The organism is Alicyclobacillus acidocaldarius subsp. acidocaldarius DSM 446, from assembly GCF_000024285.1.
In the GTDB taxonomy this organism is placed as follows: domain Bacteria; phylum Bacillota; class Bacilli; order Alicyclobacillales; family Alicyclobacillaceae; genus Alicyclobacillus; species Alicyclobacillus acidocaldarius.
The window spans coordinates 1,490,827-1,514,159 of sequence record NC_013205.1 but is presented as its reverse complement, the minus strand read 5'-3'; the positions used below and the strand labels follow the sequence as shown (position 1 = coordinate 1,514,159).

The following is a 23,333-nucleotide window of genomic DNA, read 5'->3' as shown; positions in this document are numbered from 1 at the left end:
CGACATGCCTCGGCATCCACCCACAAGATGTAGTCTTCAATCAGAAATCATGCTACAATTGAGGTTGATTGAAAGCGCTTGCAACTACGCGAGCGCGCCCTATCGTTCCGGTAGGACCGCCGGAACGGTATACTCAGTGGGGAGGTCTCGAAGGACATGGAACTTTTTACCCGCATGGCCCAATTCGACTACGAGCAGGTGGTGTTCTGCTACGATGACGCCTCCGGCTTGCGCGCCGTGATCGCCATCCACGACACGACGCTCGGCCCGGCGCTGGGAGGATGCCGGATGTGGACGTACGCGTCCGAAGAGGATGCGGTCGTCGACGCGCTTCGCTTGGCGCGCGGAATGACGTACAAGGCGGCCGCGGCCGGGCTGAATCTCGGCGGCGGCAAGACCGTGATCATGGGAGATCCGCGAAAGGACAAGAGCGAGGCCCTGTTTCGCGCCCTTGGGCGGTACATCCACAGCTTGGGCGGGCGCTACATCACCGCCGAAGATGTGGGCACCACCGTTCAGGACATGGACCTCATTCACCTCGAAACGCCGTACGTGTGCGGCATCTCTCCGAGCTACGGTTCGAGCGGCAATCCGAGCGGCATGACCGCCCTTGGCGTCTTCCGCGGGATCCAGGCGAGCGCCAAGTACCTGTATGGCACGGACGATCTCGCCGGGCGCCGCGTCGCGATTCAGGGACTGGGAAGCGTCGGGTACGAGCTTGCTCGCCTCTTGCGCGGGGCCGGAGCCGACCTGCTCGTGGCCGATGTCAACCCTCTGCAGGTGGAGCGCGCGGTCAACGAATTCGGCGCCCAGGCGCTGCCTCCTCAAGACATCCTGAGCGCTGAATGTGACATCCTCGCGCCGTGCGCGCTGGGCGCGGTGTTGAACGACGAGACGATTCCGAGGCTCCGGGCGCAGATCATCGCGGGCTCAGCGAACAACCAGCTGGCCGAGGAGCGGCACGGGGACATGCTTCACGAGCGAGGCATTTTGTACGCGCCGGATTACGTCATCAACGCGGGGGGACTTATCAACGTCGCGGACGAGCTCGAAGGCTATCATCCGGATCGCGCGCGGTCGAAGGTGGAGCGGATCTACGACATTATGCTCAACCTGTACAAGCTCTCCGGCGAGCGGGGCATCCCGACGCATCGGGCCGCCGATGAGATGGCCATGAAGCGGATCGAGACCCTGCGGCAGGTGCGGAGCACGCACCTGGGTCACCACGAACCGGTGAGGCGCGGGCGCTGACCCGAAAAAGTGCGAGGCGCGGGGACCTACCCCGCGCCTTTCGTATCCGCCCATTCACCTCGGTTGCATGCGCAGCGCCCCGTCCAGGCGGATGACCTCGCCGTTCAACATTGGGTTTTCCACGATGTGCCGCGCCAAGAGCGCGTACTCGCGCGGCCGCCCCAGCCGCTGCGGGAACGGCACCTGTTGCCCGAGCGACTGGCGCGCGGCCTCGGGCAGGCCCATGAGAAGCGGCGTCTCGAAGATGCCCGGCGCGATGGCCACCACGCGAATGCCGTACGCGGCCAGCTCTCGCGCCGCGGGCAGCGTGAGCCCGACGATCCCGCCCTTGGACGCCGAGTAGGCCGCCTGGCCAATCTGACCCTCGTAGGCCGCGATGGACGCGGTGTTGATGATGACGCCTCGCTCGCCGTCTTCGAGCGCTGGCGCCTCGGCAACGCGCGCGGCCACGAGCCGCATCACGTTGAACGTGCCGACGAGATTGACCTGAATCACGCGCGCGAAGCTCTCCAGCGAGTGCACGCCGCGTTTCGAGAGAATCTTTTCCGCCGTGGCGATCCCGGCACAGTTCACGGCGCCCCGGAGCACGCCGCCCTCCGCGGCTTCGTCCACCGCGGCGCGCACCGCGTCCTCGTCCGTCACGTCGACCCGGAAAAACTGGCCGCCAATCTCCTCCGCCACTCGCTTGCCACGTTCCTCCTGAACGTCCAAGATGGCGACGCGCGCGCCGGCCTCGGCGAACGCCCGCGCTGTCGCTTCGCCGAGCCCGGACCCGCCACCTGTCACAATGAACGTCGCGCCTTCAAGTTTCATCTCTCAACCTCCTCCACGTGACACCGCAGGTCACCCATCCATCCGCTCGATCACGGTCGCGTTCGCCATGCCCGCCCCCTCGCAGATGGCGATGAGCCCATAGCGCCCTCCGCGATCCTCGAGCGCGTTTAACAGCGTCGCCGCAATCCGGGTCCCCGTCGCGCCGAGCGGATGTCCGAGCGCGATGGCGCCGCCGTTGACGTTCACGCGATCCCACGGCGCGCCGATCTCCTTTTGCCACCCTAAGACCACGGGCGCGAACGCCTCGTTCACCTCGAACAGATCGATGTCTTCGACCTTGAGCCCGGCGTTCTGCAACACCTTCCGCGTCGCCGGAATCGGACCGGTCAACATCGTCACGGGGTTCACGCCCACCACGCTGAACGCGACAAACCGGGCGCGAGGCCTGAGTCCGAGCTTCTCCGCCGTTTCTCGGCGCATGACGAGCGCTGCGCTGGCTCCATCCGAGATCTGGCTCGCGTTGCCGGCGGTAATGAGCTCCAGATCGGGGAAGGCCGGCTTCAGCGACAACATCTTCTCGAGGGACGTGTCGGTCCGAATGCCCTCGTCCTCTTCGAACCATCCCGACGACTTGGCAAGCGAAAGCGGCACGATCTCACGCCGAAACTTCCCTTCGCTCCTGGCCTTGGCCGCCAATTGATGGCTCCGCAGGCCGAACCGGTCGAGATCCTCCCTGGAAAAGCCCCATTCCTTCGCCAAGAGCTCGGCGCCGAGCGCCTGATCGAAGAAGGAACGGTTGTACTGGCGCATGTGATAGCGCGCTTCCAGCGATTCCGTCATCGGCGTTCCATAGACGCCGATGGAAGACATCATCGGCACGCGCGACATCGCCTCGACGCCACAGGCGATGGCGATCTCGTACGCCCCGCTCATCACGCCCTGCGCGGCGAAGTGGAGCGCCTGCAGGCTTGACCCGCACTGGCGATCGATGGTGCACCCCGGCACCGACTCCGGCAGCCCCGCCGCGAGCCACGCATTCCGCGCGATATTCACCGCCTGATCGCCAATCTGCGTGAGGCACCCTGCGATCACGTCGTCCACCGCCTCTGGCGGCAACTGATTGCGCTCGACGATGGAGCGCAGGACGTGTCCCAAAAGATCCACGGGGTGCACGTCCTTCAGCGCGCCGTTTCTGCGCCCGATGGGCGTGCGGACAGCGTCGACGATCACGGCTTCGTACATGATGTCACCCTCCCTGCTCCTCGTTCAGCTTGCGGTGCCGCTTCCACTCGCGCTCCCTGAGCTCGACGCGGCGAATCTTCCCCGACGTCGTCTTCGGCAAATCCTCCACAAACTCAATTGCGCGCGGATACTTGTAGGGCGCGGTGATCCGCTTCACGTGCTCCTGCAGTTCTCGCACCAGCGCCTCGCGTCGCTCGCCGTCGGATGCCAGCTCTCGGTGCAAGTTGGCATCCTTGAGGACGACGAACGCCTTCACAATTGCGCCCCGCACCTCATCCGGGCTCGACACCGCTGCGCACTCGCGCACCAGCGGATGTTTCACGAGCGCGTCCTCGACCTCAAACGGCCCGATGGTGTATCCAGCGCTGATGATGATGTCGTCCGCGCGGCCGCTGAACCACAGATATCCGTCCTCGTCTTTCTCGGCGCGATCGCCCGTGATGTACCACGCGCCCCGAAACTGAGCCTCGGTCCGCTCGTCGTCCTTGTAGTAACCCCGGAAGAGGGCCGGGAAGTCTCGCCTGACCGCGATGTCCCCCACCTGGCCCGGAGGAAGTGGCCTGCCCTCGTCGTCGACAATGTCGACGGCCCCTTCGACCGTCGGCAGCCCCATCGAACCGGGGCGCACCTCCGTATCGACGCACGTCGCAACGAGAAGCGTGTTCTCCGTCTGCCCGTAGCCGTCGCGCACGGTGACCTGAAAATGGCGGCGGAACGTGTCAATGACTTCTCGGTTAAGAGGCTCGCCCGCGCTCACCGCCTGGCGCAGCGACGAGAGGCGAAACCGATCGAGGCCGTCCACCTTGGCCATCATCCGGTATTCCGTGGGCGTCGCGCAGAGCACATTGACCGCTTCGTCGTCGATGAGCCGAAGAAACGTCTCCGCGTCAAATCGGCCACCGTAGTGGAAGCCTGTGGCGCCCGACATGAGCGTGGCGACGAAGGGGCTCCAGATCCACTTCGCCCATCCGGGCCCGGCGGTGGCCCACACCACGTCGTCAGGCTCAATGCCGAGCCAGCGCTTCGCGGCGATGTGCCAGTGCGCGTACGCCCAGCCGTGGACATGCATCACACCCTTGGGGTAGCCCGTCGTCCCGGAGGTGTACGACAGGAAGGCGAGATCGTCCCGACGCGTCGGAACCACGTCCCACTCCCTGGGGGCGCCGCGCACGAGGTCGTCATACGCCAGCCAGCCTTCGCGCGGGCCCTCGACCACGACGCGCAACTGCACCCACGGCGCCTCGGCGATGGCCGCCTCGGCCCGCTCCGCGAGCGCCGCGTGGGCGATCACGCCCTTCGCCTCCGCGTGTCTCAGGCGATAGGCGATGTCGTTCGGCATGAGTAACTCCGATCCGGGCAGAACCACGGCGCCGAGCGAGAGGATGGCGAGATACACGGCGTAGGTCTCCGGGCGGCGCGGCATCAACACCAGGACCCGGTCGCCTTTTCGAAGGCCGAGATCGTGAAGAGATTGCGCCAGGCGAAGGGACTCGCGGCGAAGCTCGCCGTACGTCAGGGTCCGCTTCGCCCCGGCCTCCGAGCGCCACACGAGCGCGCGCCTCGATTCGTCCCGGTCCAGAATGGCGCTCGCGATGTTGAACACGTCCGGCGCCAGAAGCTCCGCAAATGCGGCGGTTTGGGATGGCTCCATCTCACAACGCTCCTCTCGAGGAAGCTCTACGGGCGCTCAATCGGCAAACGGAATGGAAAGATGGGCAATGGGTTCAAAAAATGCCTCCACTTCTTCGGCCGTCACGCTCGCCAGATCGGCGTGGCGCCACCTGGGGCGCCGGTCCTTGTCGACGAGCTGGGCGCGCACCCCTTCGACAAAGTCGCCCCGGCGGATGAACTGGAGGGCGAGGGTGAGATCGGTCTCTAGGACCTCGCGGTACGTCGCGTTCCCTGCGCGGCGGAGCGCCTCGAAGGTCACCGCCAACGAGAGCGGCGAGCGCTGGCGCAGGATCTCGAGCGCCTGTGCGGCAAACGGATCGCGCGAGGATCCCTCCCGCAAGCGCGCCAAGATGTCGGAGAGCGACGGGCTGTCGAAATACGCCTGCACCCGCCGGAGAAAGTCCGCGACCGCCTCCGATGGCCGGTGCTCTACGGCCAGCCTTGCAGCCAACCACCTCTGAAGTTGTTCCGCGGTTTCTCCCTGTTCGCCCCGCTTCACAAGTTCCGCCTCGAACGACGGCCGCTCGCCGCTCGGAAGCCAGCCGTTGGCCAGCCCCGCCGCGAGGAGCACATCGGCGCCAACGGACTCGCCGGTGAGCGCCAGATAGTGTCCGAGCCCGCCCTGCATTCGGCTGAGCGCATGACACATGCCGACGTCCGGAAAGAAGCCAATCCCGGTCTCGGGCATCGCGAACCGCGTGCGATCCGTCGCGACCTTCCACGTCGCGCCATAGGTGAGCCCGACCCCGCCCCCCATCACGATGCCGTCCCACAAGGCGACAACAGGCTTTGGAAACCGCGCGACGCGATCGTCGAGCGCGTACTCCTCTGAGAAAAACGCGGCCGCGGTCTCGAGGTTTGGCTCATCCTTCGCGTCGTACAGCGCCCGAATGTCGCCGCCGGCGCAGAAGGCGCGGTCGCCTTCGCCGTACAGCACCACGAGTTCCACGGATGGATCTTGTGCCATCTCGTCCAAATGGCGACGAAGAAGGCGGATCATCTCGAGACTGAGCGCGTTCAACTGCTTCGGCCGGTTGAGCCCGAGCCAAGCCACCGTACCTGTCTGGCGAAACAAGACGCTGTCCATAAGCCACCTCGCTCCAACTCAAAACCAACGCGTCGAGACGACCTTCCTTCGCGTGAAAAACTGAACCAGCTCCTTGCCGTTCTCGCCCGTCACGCCGTAGAAGGAGTCCTTGTGTCCTCCGAACGGGAAGAAGGCCACAGGCAGAGGCACGTTGACGTTGATGCCGACCATGCCTGCGTCGATTCGATCGCGAAACACCTGTGCGGCCTTGCCGCTCTGCGTGTACAGGATGGCGCCGTTCGCGTAGCGGGAGCGATTCGCGATGGCGATGGCCTCGTCGAGATCGCGCGCCCGCACCACGGAGAGCACGGGGCCGAACAACTCCTCCTGCCAGACGCGCATCTCGGGCGTCACGCCATCGAGCAGGCACGGGCCGAGATAAAACCCTTCGGGATGTTCGTCGATGGCTGGCCGTCCGTCCACCACGAGCCGGGCGGACATGGCGGCCTCGTCGACGTACGCGCGGACGCGATCGCGATGTTCCTTCCGAATGAGCGGCGTGACGTCGACACCTTCCTCAAAGCCGTGGCCAATCTTCATGCGCCGCGCGCCCTCCGCCAGCCGCTCGACGACTTCATCCGCCACCGAGCCGACGGCCACGACGACGGAGGTGGCCATGCAGCGCTGGCCGCCGTTGTGGAACGCGGCGCGCAGGATACCGTCGATGGTCGGCTCGAGCACGGCGTCCTCCAGCACAATGGCGTGGTTCTTCGCACCCGCGAACGCCTGCACCCGCTTGTGGTGGCGCGCAGCCGTCTCATACACATAGGCGGCCGTCCTCGTCGAACCCGTGAAGTTCACGGCGACAATCTCGGGATGGGACAGGATGGCGTCCACGGCTTCCTTGCCGCCGTTGACCGCCTGAAGCACGCCCGGGGGCAGTCCCGCTTCGTGGAACATCTCCACCAGGCGAAGCGTGGTCATCGGCGTCTGCTCGGACGGCTTCAAAATCAGCGCGTTGCCGGTGACGACCGCCCACCCCATCACCCACAAGGGGATCATGGCCGGAAAGTTGAACGGCGTGATGCTGGCGACCACGCCCAAGGGATAGCGGTAGTACGTCTGCTCCAGCCCCTCCGACACCTCGGCGAGCGATTCGCCCATCATCAGCGTGGGCGCGGACAGCGCGTGTTCGATGCCCTCGATGCCGCGATCCACCTCGGCCTGCGCATCCAGGTAGCTCTTTCCGTGCTCCGTCGTGATCATCTTGGCGATGGCGTCTCGCTCCGCCTTCAGCTTCGCCAAGAAGTCGAACACCACCCGGGCCCGCTTCACGACGGGCACCCGGCTCCACGACGCAAACGCCCGCTTCGCGCCCTCCACGGCCCGCGCCACATCGACGTGCGTCGAAAGCGGCGTCTCGGCGATGACTTCCCCAGTCGCGGGATTGTACACCGGTACGGCGTGTTCGCTCTCAACTTCCACCCAAGTTCCATTCACATAGTTTTGGAGACGGCGCATGCAGATTCCCCTCTTTCCAGGCGATCACGCCCGCGGTTCGTTCTTGACATCCTGGATGTAGCGGTACATCGCGGCCATGTCGAGATCGGCGTATCCTCGCTCCGCGGCCTTTTCGTACATGCCGATCAGCACGTCGGTCATCGGCAACTCGAGGCCTTTGGCCGCGGCCATGTCCTTGGCGAGGTGCAGATCTTTAATTAAGAGCCTCGTGGTGAAGCCGGGCTCGTAGAAGTCCTTCGAGATGAACAGTTTCCAGTTGCGCTCGTAGATTCGGCTCTGCCCGTAGCTCACGTTCAGGATGGAGAAGAGCTGCTCCAAATCCATCCCCATCTCGCCTGCGAGCGTGAGCGCCTCGGCCACCGCGAGCGTGTAATACCCAATGAAGTAATTGTTGACGAGCTTCACAACCGAACCGGCGCCGACGTCCTCACTGATGTGAAACACGTTTTGGCCGATGAGATCGAGCATCGGCTTCGCGCGGTCAAAGGCCGCCTTCGCCCCGCCCACCATGACGGTGAGCGTTCCGTCCACCGCTCGTTCGACGCCGCCCGACACCGGTGCACCGAGATAGTCGATCCCACGCCGCGCAAGCGCCTCAGCGACTCGATGGTTGACCTGAGGCGACACCGTGCTGAAGTCGATGACCAACTGGCCCGAGCGCCCCTCTTGTGCCACGACTTCCCCGAACACCTGCGTCACCTCGGCAGGCCCCGGCAGGCTCGCGCACAACACGTCCGCCGCGCGCACCACGTCATGGACGGACGCACACGCCTTGCCCCCCTCGCTCGCGAACGCCTTCAACGACCGCGGCACGACGTCATAGCCGTGTACCTCGTACCCGCCTCTCACCAAATTCAGGCTCATGGGCAGCCCCATCTTGCCGAGCCCCAAAAATCCAACCACCGGTTTCTCCACGGGTCTCTCACCTCACCCTATCCAATACGTACTCTGCGATGGCCTGAAGTTGGCCGATCTCGTCCGGATAGTCCAAGCCATCAAGCTTCACGCCGACGTGGCGAGCGGCCTCGAGGAGCGGCGTGAAACCGTGGCGAACGGCGTCCGCCCAGGCGACGGCGGCAAGTTCCGCGCCGAGATCGCGCGCCGGTCCTCGCGCGTCCGCGGCCAGAGCGACGCGCACGAGCGCGGACTCGAAGGCGTACAGCCACATCTTTGCATCCGCGAGGCGGCGCACGAGCGCCTGCTGATCGGCGAGTCGCGCGCCCTCACGGGCGAGTGCCGCCTCGACGACGGCATCGAACCCTGTCTTCATGGCCCGCAGGGCTTGTTCCGCCCCCTCGAGCGTCGAGCGAAGGCGGCCTGCGGGGAGGTGGGCGGCCAAAGACGGAGATGCCGCAGGCGACGACGGATCGCTCAATGAACAAGCGCTTGCTTCTCGAGCGCGAGACGAAAGCAGGTCCCGCACCGCCGCCAGTCGGTTGATCTCGTTCGTCCCTTCAAAAATGCGCGTGATCCGCGCGTCTCGGTACATCCGCGCAATCTCGTAGTCCTCCATGTAGCCGTAGCCGCCGTGGATTTGGACCGCCTCGTCGATGACGAACGCCTGAACCTCCGTGGCGAGCACCTTGTTCAGCGAACACGCGGCAATGCATGACGACAGGGCCGACGCCACGCCGCGCACTTTCTCCTCCGGCTCGAGATCCGGCCGGAGCGCGAGATCAAGCGCCCGCTTCTTGCCTGGCGCGAGTTCGCCCGCCGTTCGGTACGCCGCGCTCCGCGCCACAAAGTATCGCGCCGCCATGTAGCCGAGCTTCTCTCGGATCATGCCGAAGGAGGCGATGGGCACGCCGAATTGGCGGCGCTCCTTGGCGTACGCAGCGGCAATCCGGATGGCTCTCCTCGTTTGCCCCAGGGCGTACAGCGCCATCTTGTGCCTCGCCAAATTGAGAACGGAAAGCGCAATCCGGTGTCCGTGACCGGGCGCGCCGAGCAGGGCTGACTCCGGCACCTCCACGTCGTCGAGGATGAGCGAGGCCGTCGGGCTCGCGTGAATGCCCACCTTGTGCTCCTCCTTGCCCACGGAAACCCCCGGTCGATCTCGATCCACGACGAAGGCGGTCATGCCGCGATTGGCGAGCTGTGCGAACACCACGTACACGCCGGCCACGCGCGCGTTCGAGATCCACTGTTTTTGTCCAGACAACACATAGCATCCACGCGCTTCGTCCCGGCGCGCGCTGGTCTTGCCGTGGAGCGCGTCGGAACCCGCATCCGGTTCCGTGAGCGCGTACGACGCGATGACTTCGCCGGCCGCGAGCTGCGGCAGGTACACCGCGCGCTGCGCTTCGTCGCCGAAGTAGAGAATTGGGTGAAGCGCAACCCCGCTGTGAATGTTGATGGACACGCCGAATCCCGCCGTTTCCCCCAGCGTCTCCGACACCAACAGGGACGACAGGGGATCCAGTTCCAGCCCGCCGTACGCCTCCGGCAGATCCACGCCGATGAGGCCCAGTTCCCCGGCTTTTCGATAAAGCGCTTTCAGGACGTTGACGTCTCCCGCTTCCAGCGCCTCCATGCGAGGAAGCACGTCTCGCTCCACGAAGGAACGCGCCGTCTCCTCGATGAGATTGTGCTCGTCGCTTCGGCGCTCCGGCGTGAGCGCGTCTTTCAACCCGGGGTGAAATTCTTGGATGACATCCACCGTGCGACGCATCCCCTTCCGCCGAGCCGCATTTGCAAGCGGTTTCAAGAGAGCCGATGTGGCCACTCGTCCGCTTGGTTCGGCTCGCGCACAACATTATGCAATCATTGTATAGATTCACTATACCCCGACGGCGACGTGGAGCGCAAGGGTCCGGCGCAGTCGGCTCACCTCCGACTGCGCACCTCGTAGATGAGAAACTTCAGGTAGTGCTGCTCCGGGGCGCCTGCGTTCTGCGGATGATCGCTCGCCGCGCGCGACTCTCGCACAACCCGCAGCACCTTGTGGGCGTCGACGGCCGCATCCAGGATGGTTTCGCGAAACCGCTCGGGCGACATGTGGTACGAACAGCTCGCGGTGACGAGAAAACCTCCCTCCCGCAGGATGCGCATGGCTCGCAGGTTGATTTCCTTGTAGCCTCTCGCCGCGCTCTCGATGGACTGCCGGGATTTCGCAAAGGCCGGTGGATCCAGGATGACCACGTCGTAGCGCGCGCCACGCGCATCCTGTTCGCGTAGGTAATCGAACGCGTTGGCCACGGCGAAATCCGCGCGATCCAACACGCCGTTTCGGCGAGCGTTCTGGCGCGCGAGCTCCACGGCATCCGCGGAGATATCCACCGCTGTGCCGTGCGCCGCTCCGTAGTGCAGCGCGTGCACGGCGAATGCGCCCGTGTGGCAGAAGCAGTCGAGCACATGGGCGCCGTCGAGATCGCCCGGAGCTTCGCCGAACAGCGCGCGCCGCGCCGTCCAGCCCGTCATGAGCGGCCGAATCGCCGCCCGGTTCTCCGACTGATCCCAAAAATACCCTGTCTTTTGACCTTCGCGCAGGTCCACCGAAAACGTGAGCCCGTTGTCGATCACGTCGACCACGTCCGGCACCTCGCCGTACGCCGTCTCCACCACCAGAGGCAGGCCCTCCAGCGCCCGCACGGGCACGTCGTTTCGCACCAGGATCCCGGCCGGCTTGTACACTTCGACGAGCGCTTCAAGCGCCTGCTCAAAGAGCCGCTCCATGCCCGCCGTCAGCACCTGGGCGACGAGCACCTCGCCGAACCGATCCACCACGAGTCCAGGCACAAAATCCGCTTCGCCGTACACGGCCCGACCATAGGTCATCGCCTGCGGGTGAAATCTGCGGCGGTACTCCAGCGCCTGCTGAAAGCGCCGAATGAAAAAGTCGACATCAATCGGTTCGCCTTGCCGATACGTCAGGACGCGCGCGAAAATCTGCGAATGGGGATTCGCGTAGCCGCGGGCCAGAAAGACGCCCTGGTGGTTCACGACATCGACGAGATCGCCCGGAGCGAGCGGTCCTTCTACCCGCTCCACCTCCGAGCGATAGATCCAGGGATGACCTTGTTCCAAGCGCCGCCTTCGATCGCGGCGCAGGACGAGGCGCGTTGGCAACAGCCCGTCTCTCCTCTCTGTCATGCGCTTGGCTCGATGACCCCGAGCGCGTTCAGAAGCGTGTACAGGTGCTCGCGGAGCGCCTTGGAGGCCGGCACAAGCGGCGAGCGGACGGAGCCCACGTCGATGCCGAGGATGGAAAGCGCCTCCTTCACCGGCGCCGGGCTGGCCTCCATAAACATGGCCTCGAAGATGGGCAACAGCCGCGCGCTCCAGTACGCCGCCTCGTCCACCTGCCCTTGCCAGAAGAGATCCATCATCGTGCGGATCTGCCGACCGACGACGTGGCCCGCGACGCTCACGACGCCCGCCGCTCCGATGGCGAGCATCGGCAACGTGAACTTGTCGTCCCCGCTGTAGAGAAGAAAGTCGTCCGGCTTCTCGGCCGCGATGCGGAGGATCTGCGAAAAGTCGCCGCTCGCCTCCTTGAGCGCGACGACGTTCGGGATGGCCGCGAGCTGAAGCGCGGTCTGCGGCTGCAGATTGACCCCCGTCCGCCCCGGCACGTTGTACAACATGACCGGCAAGGTGGTCGACTCCGCGATGCTGGCGAAGTGCATGTACAGCCCTTCCTGAGACGGGCGGTTGTAATACGGCGTCACGAGCATGACGGCCTGCACGCCGAGACGAGCGGCCTCGAGCGTGAGCTCAATGGAATCCTTGGTCGAATTGGTGCCCGTGCCCGCGATCACCGGAATCCGGCCGTCCACCGCCCGGAGGGTGGCGTCGAACAGGCGCAGCTTTTCCGCGTGGCTCAGGGTTGGGGATTCCCCCGTCGTCCCGCACACCACGACCGCGGTCGTGCCCGTTTCGATCAGGTGGTCCACCAGCCGCCGCAGGCGCCCCTCGTCGAGCGCACCCGTGGCATCAAAGGGCGTGACCATCGCCGTGATCAGGCTTCCAAAATCCATACGCATCTCCCCTGTTCAGGTTCCCGAAAGCTGGAAGGCGCGGTGAAGGGCGCGAACCGCGTCTTCCATCTGGCTGCCATCGACGAGCACCCAGATGGTCGTGTGCGAATCCGCGGACTGCAAGATCTCGATCCCGGCCTCCGCCAGGGCGTCCACGATTCGAGCCATCACGCCAGGAACGCCCATCATGCCCGCGCCAACGGCCGACACCTTCGCACATCCGGGCCGCGTCTCGACCCGGTAGCCGAGCTGAGACAGGTGGTGAACGGCGGCATCCGCGAGCGCGTCCGGCACGGTGAACGCCACCTCCGAAGGCGTCACCGAGATGAAGTCCACAGAGATGCGGTGTTCCGCCATCAGGCGGAAGATGGACGACGCCCCGATGCCCTCGCCGCGCACGCGAATCTGCGTGACGTTCGGCGTGTGTGCAATCCCGGTGACGTAGCGATCCATCACGCGGCCGTGTTCCAAATGCGCCGCGGCCTGTGTCACGAGCGTGCCGGGATCGTCCGAAAGGGTGCTTCGCACCCGGATGGGCACGTTGCCCTGCATCGCGAGCTCCACGGCGCGCGGGTGAATCACCTTCGCCCCCTGGTATGCCATGTTACAGATTTCAGTATACGTCACCTGGCGCAGCTGGCGCGCGTCCTCCACAATGCGTGGATCCGCAGTCATGATCCCGGAGACGTCTGTGAAGATGTCCACGACTTCCGCCCCGAGCGCGACGCCGAGGGCGGTGGCCGTCGTGTCGCTCCCCCCCCGGCCGAGCGTGGTCACGTCCCCGGACTCCGTGCAGCCCTGGAATCCCGTCACGACCGCGATTTCGCCCGCCTCGAGCGCGGCCCGCAGCCCATCCGTCCGCACGTCCAGGATGCGCGCATTGCCAAAGTCGTCCGAGGTGACGATCCCGGCCTGCGCCCCTGTGAAGACGCGCACCCGGTGGCCCCGACTGCGAAGCTCGTGCGCGAACACCACCGCCGAGATGATCTCGCCGCAGCTCATCAGGAGGTCGCGATCGCGCGGATCCGGTTCGTGGCCCGCCCCATCCCCTGAATCGAGCAGGCTGAGAAGCGTGTCCGTGGCGTACGGGTCTCCGCGCCGCCCCATGGCGGAGACCACCACGGCGACCGCATATCCCTCGTTCAAGGCGCGCTCGACGTGGCGGTACGCCGCGCGCCTCGTCTCCGGCGTCGCCACGGACGTGCCCCCAAACTTCTGCACCACAATCTTCACAACGGCTCGACTCCTTCGCTCAACCCGCCATTTCGATGAGTTTCTCAGCAATCTGCACCGCGTTCCACGCCGCGCCCTTCAGCAGGTTGTCGGCGACGATGAAGAGCAAAATCGTGCGCGGATCCTCTAAATCTTGGCGAATGCGGCCGACGAACGTCTCGCCGCGATCCTCCACCATCCGAGGATGAGGATACGCGCAGGACGCCGGATCGTCGACCAAAACGACGTTCTCGGCGTTCGCGAGGCGCTCCCGGACCTCTGCGACCGTGACCGGCTCGCGGAAGCGCACCGCGACCGACTCGGCGTGGCCGTACAGGACGGGCACGCGCACCGCCGTGGGCGTCACGCGCAGCGACGGCATCTCCAGGATCTTCCTCGACTCGTTGACGAGCTTCATTTCCTCCTTGGTGTAGCCGTTGTCGAGGAAGATATCGCACTGCGGGATGACGTTGAACGCCATGGGCACGTGGCGGTCCTGTTTGACCACCGGAAACACTGTGGTCACATCGCGCTCACCCGCTTCCGTCCGCCGGACCTCCTCCAAGAGGGCGTCCACCGCGCGCTGACCCATGCCGCTCACGGCCTGATACGTCGAGATGGTCACGTGCTCGAGGCCAAACTCGCGCAGCGCGTGAAGCACCACCACCAATTGAATGGTGGAACAGTTCGGATTCGCGATGATGCCGCGATGGTGCGCGAGGGCGTGCGGGTTGACTTCGGGCACGACGAGCGGCACGTCGTCATGCATCCGGAACGCCGACGAGTTGTCGATCACGACGGCGCCTCGCTCCACGGCAACGGGCGCCCATTCTTCACTCGCGGACGCACCGGCGCTGAACAGGGCGATGTCCACGCCGTCGAACGATTCAGGCCGGACGGCCTCGACGACGAGCTCCTGGCCACGAAACGAAACGCGCGTCCCCGCCGACCGAGGGGAAGCGAGAAGCCGAACCTCTCCGACCGGAACGCCGCGGCGTTCGAGCGTCGACAACATCCGCCTGCCCACCGCGCCCGTCGCGCCGAGAATCGCGATGTGATACCGATCTTTTCTCTCCATCCCCAAACTCCCTCTCCCAGAATCCGCGCTCAAGGCCTATCTTCGCGCCAGCGTTCGATGAGCACCGGCTGGAGCTGGCGCCCTTCGAGCGCGGCCGCGACGGTATCAGGAATCAACCGCATGAGCGCAACAAGCGAGTTCATTTTAACATGCGGCGCATCCTGGCCAAACGGCACAAAATAGATGTTCTTCGCGTTCATGAGCGTGGCGATGTTGTACAAGCTCAAGCCTAGCCCATCGTTGGTGGAGATGGCAACCACGACAGGCCGGCCGTTACGGAGCGTGGCCTTGGCGGCCATCAGCACCGGGGAGTCGGTGTTGGCGTGCGCGAATCTGCTCAGGGTGCTGGCCGTGCAGGGCGCAATGACGAAGGCGTCGAGGGCCTTGGCGGGCCCGAGAGGCTCCGCCTCGGGAATGGTGGTGATGGCCTTGTTGCCCGTGACTTCCTCGATTCTCTGGGCCCACTCCCCCGCCTTGCCAAACCTCGTGTCCGTGTGCATCACGTGGTGGGAAAATACCGGCACGACGCGCGCGCCGAGATCGCACAGCCGCTTGACTTCTGGGAATATCTCCTCGTAGGTGCAGTGACTCCCGGTGACGCCAAAGCCGATGGTCTTTCCGCTCAGGTCCATAGCTCTTCCTCCTCGAACTCCGGCTCGTCGTCTGCCAACATGCGCGTGATGGACGCCGCGATGATCCGGCCGGCCGTCCTCGGCGCGACAAGTCCCGGCAGGCTCGGCGTGAGAATCGCCTTGATGCCTCGCCGCTCGGCGTACCGAAAGTCCGTGCCGCCGGGCTTGGACGCGATATCGATGATCACCGCTTCCCGCCGCATCCGCTTGAGCACCGCCGCCGGCAGCACCATGGCGGGAATGGTGTTGAACACGATGTCCGCGTCATGCACGGCGTGCTCAATGTGCTTGAGGGGCACGGGAATGAGCGACTGCTCGTGGATCCGAGCGAGATCGCGCGGGTCGGACGCGCACACGTGGACGACGGCGCCCATGGCGTGGAGCTTGTGCGCGAGCGTCTGGCCACACCGCCCGAAGCCGAGAACGACGGTCTTCGCGCCGTGAAGCGTGATGTCCGTCTCCTGCATCGCGATGGCAATGGCTCCTTCGGCGGTGGGAATCGAATTCAAAATCGCCACGTCGTCGAGCTCCATCAGTTTCACCAGGCGGAGCGAGTACCGTTCGCACCACTCCGTGAGCACGCAGTGCGCGATGCCCGTGAAGACGAAGGTCCCGGGCCGCATGGCCTGGAAGTGGGACTCCTTCAATTCCACGGGCTGCGGCGCGAACGAGGTGTCGACGCGCCCGTCGTCCTCCATGCCCGCGACGGGCAGGACGAGCGCGTCCGCCTGCGCGAACACCGCCTCGCTGGGCTCGGCGAACGTCGTGTCGCTAAACGTCCGCCCGAGCTCCGAGAAGCCGATGAGCGTGGCGCTCGCGTCGTTGTCCGTGATCTGCGCGATGACTTCCAACTGACGCCTGTCTCCGCCGACGAAGACCAGGTGTTTCCCAGTGAGCATCGAGGTCACCTCGCCATTGGCATGCGCCATAGCTTATGACGTCCGCCCACGAGGGGTGAGCACGAAAAAAGGCCCGGGTGCTCGTTGGAACACCTGGGCCTCTGAAATGCCGATGAAGAGGTTACACCCGCCCCGTCGATCCGAACCCGCCGGCGCCGCGCGCGGTGGGGCCGAGATGGTCCACCGCCACGAGGCGCGCCACATAGATGGGGGCAATCACAAGCTGGGCGATGCGCTCCTTCGGCTGCAGGACGAACTCCTTAGAGCCGAAGTGGTGAAGCGGCACGACGATCTCGCCCGTGTAGTCACTGTCGATGACCCCGACGCCGTTCGCGAGCGCGATGCCGTGTTTTGCCGCGAGCCCACTTCGCGCGTACACGAGCGCGACCGCGTCGCGTCGGGGCAGCTGAATGGCAAGGCCCGTCGGCACGGGCACGATCTCGCCCGGGCGCACAACCCGGGGCGCTTCCAGGCAAGCGCGGAGATCCATGCCGGCAGAGCCCTGCGTGGCGTACTGAGGCAGATCGTCGGCGGTGAGGAGGGGCGACACGATTTGGACTTTGACCTCCATCTCCCAACCGCCCATCACGACGACACACACACCTTGGCGGCGCGATCGAACGCGAATTCGGCGAGCGGCCCGACGGCCGCGAGCGCAAACCCGTGGCTCAACACGTCTTCGGCGACGCGCTGGATGTCTGCCGGCGCAACCGCGTCAATGCCTGCGAGGGTCTCCTCGAGGGGCACCTCGCGGCCGAGCAGAATCTCGTTTTTCGCCAGCCGGCTCATCCGGCTGCCCGAGCTCTCGAGGCCAAGCATGAGCGCCCCTTTCACCTGTCGCTTCGCCTTTTCGAGTTGGTCGCGAGAGATGGGCTCTTGCCACATGCGCGCCGTGACCTGTTGCACGAGCGCAAGCACCTCCTCGGCCGTCTCCGGCGACGTGCCCACGTAGATGCCGAACATGCCCGCATCCCGGAAGCCGGTGTGAAACGAGTACACCGAGTAGGCCATGCCGCGCTCCTCGCGAATTTCCTGAAACAAGCGGGAGGATTGCGTACCTCCGAGCACGTTGTTCAGCAACAGCAGCGGATACAGTTCGCGCGACCCGGCCGGATAGCCCGGCGCCGCCAAGCAGATGTGCACCTGCTCGATGTCCTTCTCCTCCGTCGTCACGGTCTTGTGGAAAGGCGGAGGCACCAACGCAGGGGCGCCGTCCGCGCCCTTGGTCAATCCGCCGAAGACGCGCTCCACTTCGCGAATCACCACGTCCTCGGGGACATGACCCGCGACCGAGACCACCATGCGCTCCGGCCTGTAGTGTCGGTTCACGTACCGGACGAGATCCTCCCGCGAGAACCGGAGCAGGTTTTCGTCGCGGCCGAGAATGGTGTACCCGAGCGGATGCTCTCCATACACGCCCCGCGCAATCAGGTCCATGACGAGCTCATCCGGCGTGTCCTCGTACATCCGGATCTCCTCGATCACGACGCGCTTTTCCTTCTCCATCTCCTCGGGCGCAAAGCGCGAGTCCGTGAGCATCTCGGCCAGCGTTTCGAGCGCGATGGAGAAATGCTCGTCCAGCACGCGCGCGTAAAAGCACGTGAATTCCTTCGCGGTGAACGCGTTCACCTGACCGCCGAGATCGTCAAACAAATGCGCCAATTCCTTGGCGGAGTGGCGCGACGTGCCCTTGAAGAACATGTGTTCAAGAAAGTGGCTGATGCCATTCTCGCTCTGGGCTTCATAGCGAGATCCGGTCTCCACCCAGATCCCCAAGCTCACCGAGCGGATGGAGGACATCTCTTCCCCCACCACGCGAATCCCATTTCTCAATGTCGTTCGGTATGTCAACCGCATGGCCTCCTACATCGCTGTTGACGCCATCGTACGGCGCCTCGCCTTCATAAGCGGATGGTCTCCCGCGCCAGGATGGTGGGAGGTGTGACTGCCGGCCGCTCGTCGATCACGTCTTCCACCGTCTTCATCCGGTACCCGCGCGCCTCAAGCCAGCGGATCATCACCGGGAGCGCCTCGACGGTCGAAGCCGTCGGGTGCATGAGCACGAGCGCACCTGGCTCGGCGCCCCGCTGCACCCGCTCGACAATGGCGGCGGGGGGCGGGTTTTTCCAGTCGACCGTGTCCGCAGTCCACAGGATGGCGTACATGCCGCGCGACTTTGCGAGCGGCGCGAGGCGAGCATCGTACGATCCGGCGGGCGGCGCGATGAGCCGCGGCGCTCTGCCCGTGATGGCCGCGAGAACTCGATTGGTCTCGTCGATCTGCGCGGCGAGCTTCGCGTCGTTCAGCCGGCGAAAGTCCGGATGCCCGGATCCGTGGGATTCCACGGCGTGCCCGTCTTGCGCCATGGCGCGGACGAGATCGGGAAACTTCTTCGCCCAGGCGCCGTCGACAAAGAACGTCGCCTTCACATGCGCGTCCCGCAAGATTTGAAGCATCCTCGGCACGTACGCCTCGCCCCAGGACACGTTCACCATGAGGGCGACGGATTTTTCCTCCGCCGGGCCGCGATAGATCACGTCGGGCGGGAGATCGCGAAGCCGTACCCTCGGCGGCACCGTTCGCCACACGAGGTGCAGCGCGCCGTCGTGGAATCGCGCCGTCTCGCGCTCGCTCGCCGCCGTATCGAGGGCAAAGCCGGAGAGGCCCGGGATGTTGTGCCACACGCGATCCCGCCGCGCATCGATGGGAGGATTCGCCCACGCGCGGCTCACCTCCTCCCACACGCGCTCCGACGGGGCGGGCGTGGGTTGAGGCGGGGCGTCCGCGCGTATCCAGAGCCCGGCGCCGAACATCCAGGCACACGCACCGGCGCATAGACCAAGAGCCAACTGCCTTGGCTTCATCAGGCATCCCTCCATCCGCATCACACGCGGATTAGGATGCCTCCACAAGCGGGTGGTCAATCACGGGCTGGTCCTTCTTGGCGCGGCCTTCGGACCGGCGCTGTGGCCGTGATCGCGCCGCCCGTGTCCGCCCTGAGGACCGCGCCCCGGGCCGCTCGAAGGACGCGGCGGCTGGGGCGGTGCCGGCGGCTGCATGGCCTTCAGCACCTCTTTTCGCGACAGGTTGATTCGGCCCTGATTGTCGATCTCGGTGACCTTCACGGTGAGCGTGTCGCCCACCTGGCAGACGTCCTCCACCTTCGCCACGCGGTTCAGGTCGAGCTGCGAGATGTGCACAAGGCCCTCTTTTCCAGGCAGGATCTCGACAAACGCCCCGAACTTCTCGACGCGGGTCACCTTGCCCGTGTACGTGGCGCCGACCTCCACGTCGCGAACGATATTTTCCACCATCTCCCGGGCCCGGTTCGCCTGCTCGGCGTCGGTGCTGTGAATGTAGACGCGGCCGTCCTGCTCGATGTCGATCTTGACGCCCGTCTCCTCGATGATCTTGTTGATCACGCGCCCACCTGGGCCGATGACGTCGCGGATTTTATCCGGGTGGATCTTCACGGTGATGACCCTCGGCGCAAACTTCGAGAGGTCGGCGCGAGGCTCCGAAATGGCCTCCATCATCTTGCTCAGGATGTACATCCGCCCCTCGCGCGCCTGCTTCAGCGCGCGCTCGAGAATGGACCGGTCAATGCCGCTGATCTTGATGTCCATCTGCAGCGCGGTCACGCCCCGCTCCGTGCCGGCCACTTTGAAATCCATGTCGCCCAAGTGATCCTCAATGCCCTGGATGTCGCTCAGAATGGCGACCTGATCGCCTTCCTTCACGAGTCCCATCGCGATCCCGGCCACCGGCGCCTTGATGGGCACGCCCGCGTCCATGAGCGCCATGGTGCTGCCGCAGATGCTCGCCTGGGACGTGGAACCGTTCGACTCGAGGATCTCCGAGACCACGCGGATGGCGTACGGAAACTCCTCGGGCGAGGGAATGACGGGATCGAGCGCGCGCTCGCCGAGCGCCCCGTGACCGATGTCCCGTCGGCTCGGCGCCCGAAGAGGCTTCGCCTCGCCGACGCTAAACGGCGGGAAGTTGTAATGGTGCATGTATCGGTTGGATTTCTCGAGCTCCAGGCCGTCGAGCAGCTGCTCGTCACCCATCGAGCCCAGGGTGCACACGGACAACGCCTGCGTCTGGCCGCGCGTGAAGAGCGCCGATCCGTGCGTCCTCGGCAAAAGGCCCACCTCGCACGAGATGGGGCGAATTTCGTCGAGGCGCCGGCCGTCTGGGCGGATGCCTTCGCGCAGAATGGCCTCGCGCACCCGCTCCTTGAGGATGGTGTGCATGACCTCGGCGATGTCCGCCTCCTTCTCAGGGAAGGTCTCCTTGAAGTGCTCCAGGACTTCCGCGTTCAGGTTCGCGAGCGCCTCTTCCCGCGCGAGCTTGTCCGGATTGCGAACCGCCGCGCTCACCTTGTCCGTGGCGTACGCGCGCACCGCGGCCTCCAGCTCCGGATCCACCTTGTGCAGTTCCACCTCGCGCTTCTTCACGCCGACCTTTTGGGCAAACGCGTTGATCTCGTCGCAGATGGTCTGGATGACCTGGTGACCGTACAGGATGGCCTCGAGCACAATCTCTTCCGGCACCTGGTTGGCCCCCGCCTCCACCATCACGATGGCGTCTTTCGTGCCCGCGACGACGAGATGAAGGTCGCTCTTTTCGGACTGTTCGACCGTGGGGTTGATGACGAATTGGCCGTCCACGAGTCCCACGATCACGCCCCCGATGGGCCCGTTGAAGGGAATGTCCGAGATGGTGAGCGACGCCGACGTGCCGATCATCGCCGCGATCTCCGGCGCGCAGTCCTGATCGACGGAGAGGACGAGATCGACGATCTGCACGTCGTTGCGGAATCCTTCAGGAAACAGCGGCCGAATGGGCCGGTCGATGAGGCGCGACGCGAGAATCGCGTGCTCGCTGGGCCGCCCCTCGCGCTTGATGAAGCCGCCGGGAATTTTCCCGACCGCGTAAAGTCGTTCTTCGTAGTTCACGGTGAGCGGGAAAAAGTCGAGCTCCTTCGGCTCTTTGGACGCGGTGACCGTGGCCAACACCACCGTTTCACCGTACTGAACGTGGACCGCCGCCGTCGCCTGTCGAGCCAGTTTCCCGGTCTCCAGGACAAAACGCCGGCCCGCCACTTCAAATTCATGGCGAACCACCATGGATCTCCAACCTCCTACCATCTCAAGCGGCCGTACGCCGCGTGCCATCCTATGTACAAACGGGGGTTCCACCACACATGCAAAAGAAGCGGGCCGAAGCCCGCCTCGTCTCAGTGGCGCAATCCGAGGGATTCAATCAACTGCCGGTACCGGTTGATGTCCTTCTCGCGCAGGTAGTTCAACAGGTTGCGGCGCCGACCAATCAATTTGTAAAGGCCGCGGCGCGAGTGATGGTCCTTCTTGTGAACGCGGAAGTGCTCCGTCAGGGAGTTGATGCGCTCGGTCAGAAGCGCAATCTGCACTTCCGGCGAACCCGTGTCGAGATCGTGCAACTGGTACTTCGCGATGATTTCCTTCTTCTTGTCCGCTTCGAGCATGATGATCCTCCTTGAACGTGAAATCGCTGCATCGAAGAACAGGCCGGAGGTTCCTGATCCGCGGTGCAGTTCATCGTGTAGCGCACACGGTCAACACTATACCACAGTGTCCATGCGAATGCCAGTCGACCATGCCCCGCGATGCGGGCCGCAATCACCGAGGGCCGCGCCGCTTCGCCACGTGGGCGACCCAGTCTCCACCCGAGACGCGCGGCCCTCCGCGCCTCGCCCGCTCGGCGGGCATGCAGTACACCCAGCCGCGAAGGTCGCGCACCAGATCCGATACGACGGTTCGCGTGTACAGCTCCGGGTAGTCTTCCAACTCATCAAGAGCAAGAAGCCCCTCGTCGGTGACGACGACCCATTCCCCGGCGATCACGCCGTCCTCGTCGAGGGTCGCAGCTGGATACGCCCCCCAGTCGTACAGGACGCCGCGGATGCGGCCTCGGCCGAGATCGCGCACCAAGTGGGGTTCCATGACGATGCGATTGGGCTCACCTCGGCGCAGCGTGCCATAGACGAACACGGTATGGTGTCCCATGGCCTCCGTTCCCCGCCCTCAGGTGGACAGCGGTCGCTCCGCCTGTGCCCCACTGGAGAGGCCGACGAGCGCCCGCGCCACCTCGCAGTCTCGGGCGATCTGAGCTTTCAACGCTTCGAGACTCTCAAACTTCGTCTCGTCGCGGATCCGGCGGAGAAACGAGACGCGGAGCGTCTTCCCGTACAGATCGCCGTCGAAATCGAGCAGGTGCACCTCGAGCTGAAACGCGCGGCCGTCGACCGTCGGGCGGTATCCCGCGTTCAACACGCCGAACGCGTGGGCGGAACAGGTGTGATGGGCTTCTTCCACTTCGACAAACGCGGCGTACACGCCGGCCTTCGGCAAGACGTACGCGTCGATGCCGCCCAGGTTCGCCGTTGGAAATCCGATGGTTCGGCCGCGCTTGTCCCCGTGGACGACCTCGCCGGAGACGACGTACGGCCTGCCGAGCAGCGCCTGAGCTGCCTCGACGCGCCCTTCGCGCAGATGCTCGCGAATGCGGGAACTCGAGATTTTGTGCCCGTGCTCTTCCACCGGCTGGACCACCTGCACGTCAAAGCCCCGCTCTCGCCCGAGGTCGCGAAGAACGTCAACCGTCCCTTGCCCGCCCCGTCCAAAGCGGAAATCGGGGCCCACGACGACGTGGCGCACCCGAAGCGGCACGAGATACCCATCCACGAAGGCCGCCGGCTCCAGCTGCTGAAACGCGCGGTCGAAGCGGGCGACGTAGAACGCGTCGACGCCAAGTTCGGTGAAGAGCCGGACGCGTTCACGGCGAGGGGTGAGCCACCTGGCGTACTCCGGGTTGCCCGTCAGCGCGTACGTCGGGTGCGGTTCAAAGCTCATCACGGCGAGCCACTCCTCCGGAGTCAACAGCCCTCGCGCGGCGTTCAAAATGGCGCGGTGGCCCAAGTGCACGCCGTCGAACTTCCCGATGGCCAAGACCTGCGGCGCGGTCGAAGCGGGCGCCTGGCCCTCCATGACGATGAATTTCACG

The 23,333-nt window shown here is 65.2% G+C and carries 21 protein-coding genes; 1 reads left to right on the top strand and 20 read right to left on the bottom strand.

The window, feature by feature from the left end; genetic code table 11:
• Window positions 1-156: 156 nt before the first annotated feature.
• On the top strand, window positions 157-1,251 hold the full coding sequence (locus AACI_RS07230; protein ID WP_012810799.1) for a Leu/Phe/Val dehydrogenase: 1,095 nt from the start codon (window positions 157-159) through the stop codon (window positions 1,249-1,251).
• Window positions 1,252-1,305: 54 nt separating this feature from the next.
• Here AACI_RS07230 and AACI_RS07225 read toward each other — a convergent pair whose 3' ends face one another.
• From AACI_RS07225 to AACI_RS07130, 20 genes are all read right to left on the bottom strand, one after another.
• Window positions 1,306-2,064, bottom strand: a complete 759-nt coding sequence (locus AACI_RS07225) for a 3-hydroxyacyl-CoA dehydrogenase (RefSeq protein ID WP_012810798.1) — start codon at window positions 2,062-2,064, stop codon at window positions 1,306-1,308.
• Between the two features lie 30 nt (window positions 2,065-2,094).
• A complete protein-coding gene (locus tag AACI_RS07220) occupies window positions 2,095-3,267 on the bottom strand; it encodes a thiolase family protein (protein ID WP_012810797.1) in 1,173 nt (390 codons plus the stop codon).
• Window positions 3,268-3,271: 4 nt separating this feature from the next.
• Entirely contained in the window at window positions 3,272-4,918 is a 1,647-nt protein-coding gene (locus AACI_RS07215) for an acyl-CoA synthetase (RefSeq protein WP_012810796.1), read from the bottom strand.
• 36 nt (window positions 4,919-4,954) lie between these two features.
• On the bottom strand, window positions 4,955-6,025 hold the full coding sequence (locus tag AACI_RS07210) for an enoyl-CoA hydratase/isomerase family protein (protein WP_012810795.1): 1,071 nt from the start codon (window positions 6,023-6,025) through the stop codon (window positions 4,955-4,957).
• Window positions 6,026-6,043: 18 nt separating this feature from the next.
• Window positions 6,044-7,486: a CoA-acylating methylmalonate-semialdehyde dehydrogenase gene (locus AACI_RS07205; protein ID WP_012810794.1), complete on the bottom strand. Its 1,443-nt coding sequence runs from the start codon at window positions 7,484-7,486 to the stop codon at window positions 6,044-6,046.
• 24 nt (window positions 7,487-7,510) lie between these two features.
• Complete coding sequence (locus AACI_RS07200; protein ID WP_012810793.1) at window positions 7,511-8,401, bottom strand: NAD(P)-dependent oxidoreductase; 891 nt, start codon at window positions 8,399-8,401, stop codon at window positions 7,511-7,513.
• 7 nt (window positions 8,402-8,408) lie between these two features.
• Entirely contained in the window at window positions 8,409-10,145 is a 1,737-nt protein-coding gene (locus tag AACI_RS07195; RefSeq protein WP_245530744.1) for an acyl-CoA dehydrogenase family protein, read from the bottom strand.
• 167 nt (window positions 10,146-10,312) lie between these two features.
• The gene (locus tag AACI_RS07190; protein ID WP_012810791.1) at window positions 10,313-11,554 is read right to left on the bottom strand and encodes a class I SAM-dependent rRNA methyltransferase; all 1,242 of its coding nucleotides are present in this window, start codon (window positions 11,552-11,554) and stop codon (window positions 10,313-10,315) included.
• A gap of 20 nt (window positions 11,555-11,574) precedes the next feature.
• Window positions 11,575-12,465 (bottom strand): 4-hydroxy-tetrahydrodipicolinate synthase, encoded by an 891-nt coding sequence (dapA, locus tag AACI_RS07185; RefSeq protein ID WP_012810790.1) that lies wholly within the window; start codon window positions 12,463-12,465, stop codon window positions 11,575-11,577.
• A gap of 15 nt (window positions 12,466-12,480) precedes the next feature.
• Window positions 12,481-13,698 carry an aspartate kinase gene (gene dapG / locus AACI_RS07180; RefSeq protein ID WP_012810789.1) on the bottom strand — a complete coding sequence of 406 codons (1,218 nt, stop codon included), beginning with the start codon at window positions 13,696-13,698 and terminating at the stop codon, window positions 12,481-12,483.
• 19 nt (window positions 13,699-13,717) lie between these two features.
• The gene (locus AACI_RS07175) at window positions 13,718-14,755 is read right to left on the bottom strand and encodes an aspartate-semialdehyde dehydrogenase (protein ID WP_012810788.1); all 1,038 of its coding nucleotides are present in this window, start codon (window positions 14,753-14,755) and stop codon (window positions 13,718-13,720) included.
• A gap of 29 nt (window positions 14,756-14,784) precedes the next feature.
• The gene (locus tag AACI_RS07170; protein ID WP_012810787.1) at window positions 14,785-15,387 is read right to left on the bottom strand and encodes a dipicolinate synthase subunit B; all 603 of its coding nucleotides are present in this window, start codon (window positions 15,385-15,387) and stop codon (window positions 14,785-14,787) included.
• Window positions 15,378-16,286 carry a dipicolinate synthase subunit DpsA gene (dpsA, locus tag AACI_RS07165; RefSeq protein WP_012810786.1) on the bottom strand — a complete coding sequence of 303 codons (909 nt, stop codon included), beginning with the start codon at window positions 16,284-16,286 and terminating at the stop codon, window positions 15,378-15,380. The genes AACI_RS07170 and dpsA overlap by 10 nt, the downstream gene beginning before the upstream one ends.
• 121 nt (window positions 16,287-16,407) lie before the next feature.
• Window positions 16,408-16,857 (bottom strand): dUTP diphosphatase, encoded by a 450-nt coding sequence (gene dut, locus AACI_RS07160; protein ID WP_012810785.1) that lies wholly within the window; start codon window positions 16,855-16,857, stop codon window positions 16,408-16,410.
• A gap of 14 nt (window positions 16,858-16,871) precedes the next feature.
• Window positions 16,872-18,137: a M16 family metallopeptidase gene (locus AACI_RS07155; protein WP_012810784.1), complete on the bottom strand. Its 1,266-nt coding sequence runs from the start codon at window positions 18,135-18,137 to the stop codon at window positions 16,872-16,874.
• Between the two features lie 50 nt (window positions 18,138-18,187).
• Window positions 18,188-19,150, bottom strand: a complete 963-nt coding sequence (locus AACI_RS07150; protein WP_012810783.1) for a polysaccharide deacetylase family protein — start codon at window positions 19,148-19,150, stop codon at window positions 18,188-18,190.
• A 60-nt stretch (window positions 19,151-19,210) separates the two neighbouring features.
• Window positions 19,211-21,418, bottom strand: a complete 2,208-nt coding sequence (locus tag AACI_RS07145) for a polyribonucleotide nucleotidyltransferase (RefSeq protein WP_012810782.1) — start codon at window positions 21,416-21,418, stop codon at window positions 19,211-19,213.
• 110 nt (window positions 21,419-21,528) lie between these two features.
• Window positions 21,529-21,795, bottom strand: coding sequence for a 30S ribosomal protein S15 (gene rpsO, locus AACI_RS07140; protein ID WP_012810781.1), 267 nt, complete (start codon window positions 21,793-21,795; stop codon window positions 21,529-21,531).
• Window positions 21,796-21,949: 154 nt separating this feature from the next.
• Entirely contained in the window at window positions 21,950-22,336 is a 387-nt protein-coding gene (locus AACI_RS07135; RefSeq protein WP_012810780.1) for a gamma-glutamylcyclotransferase family protein, read from the bottom strand.
• Window positions 22,337-22,354: 18 nt separating this feature from the next.
• Complete coding sequence (locus AACI_RS07130; protein ID WP_012810779.1) at window positions 22,355-23,332, bottom strand: bifunctional riboflavin kinase/FAD synthetase; 978 nt, start codon at window positions 23,330-23,332, stop codon at window positions 22,355-22,357.
• Between the last annotated feature and the right edge of the window lies 1 nt (window position 23,333).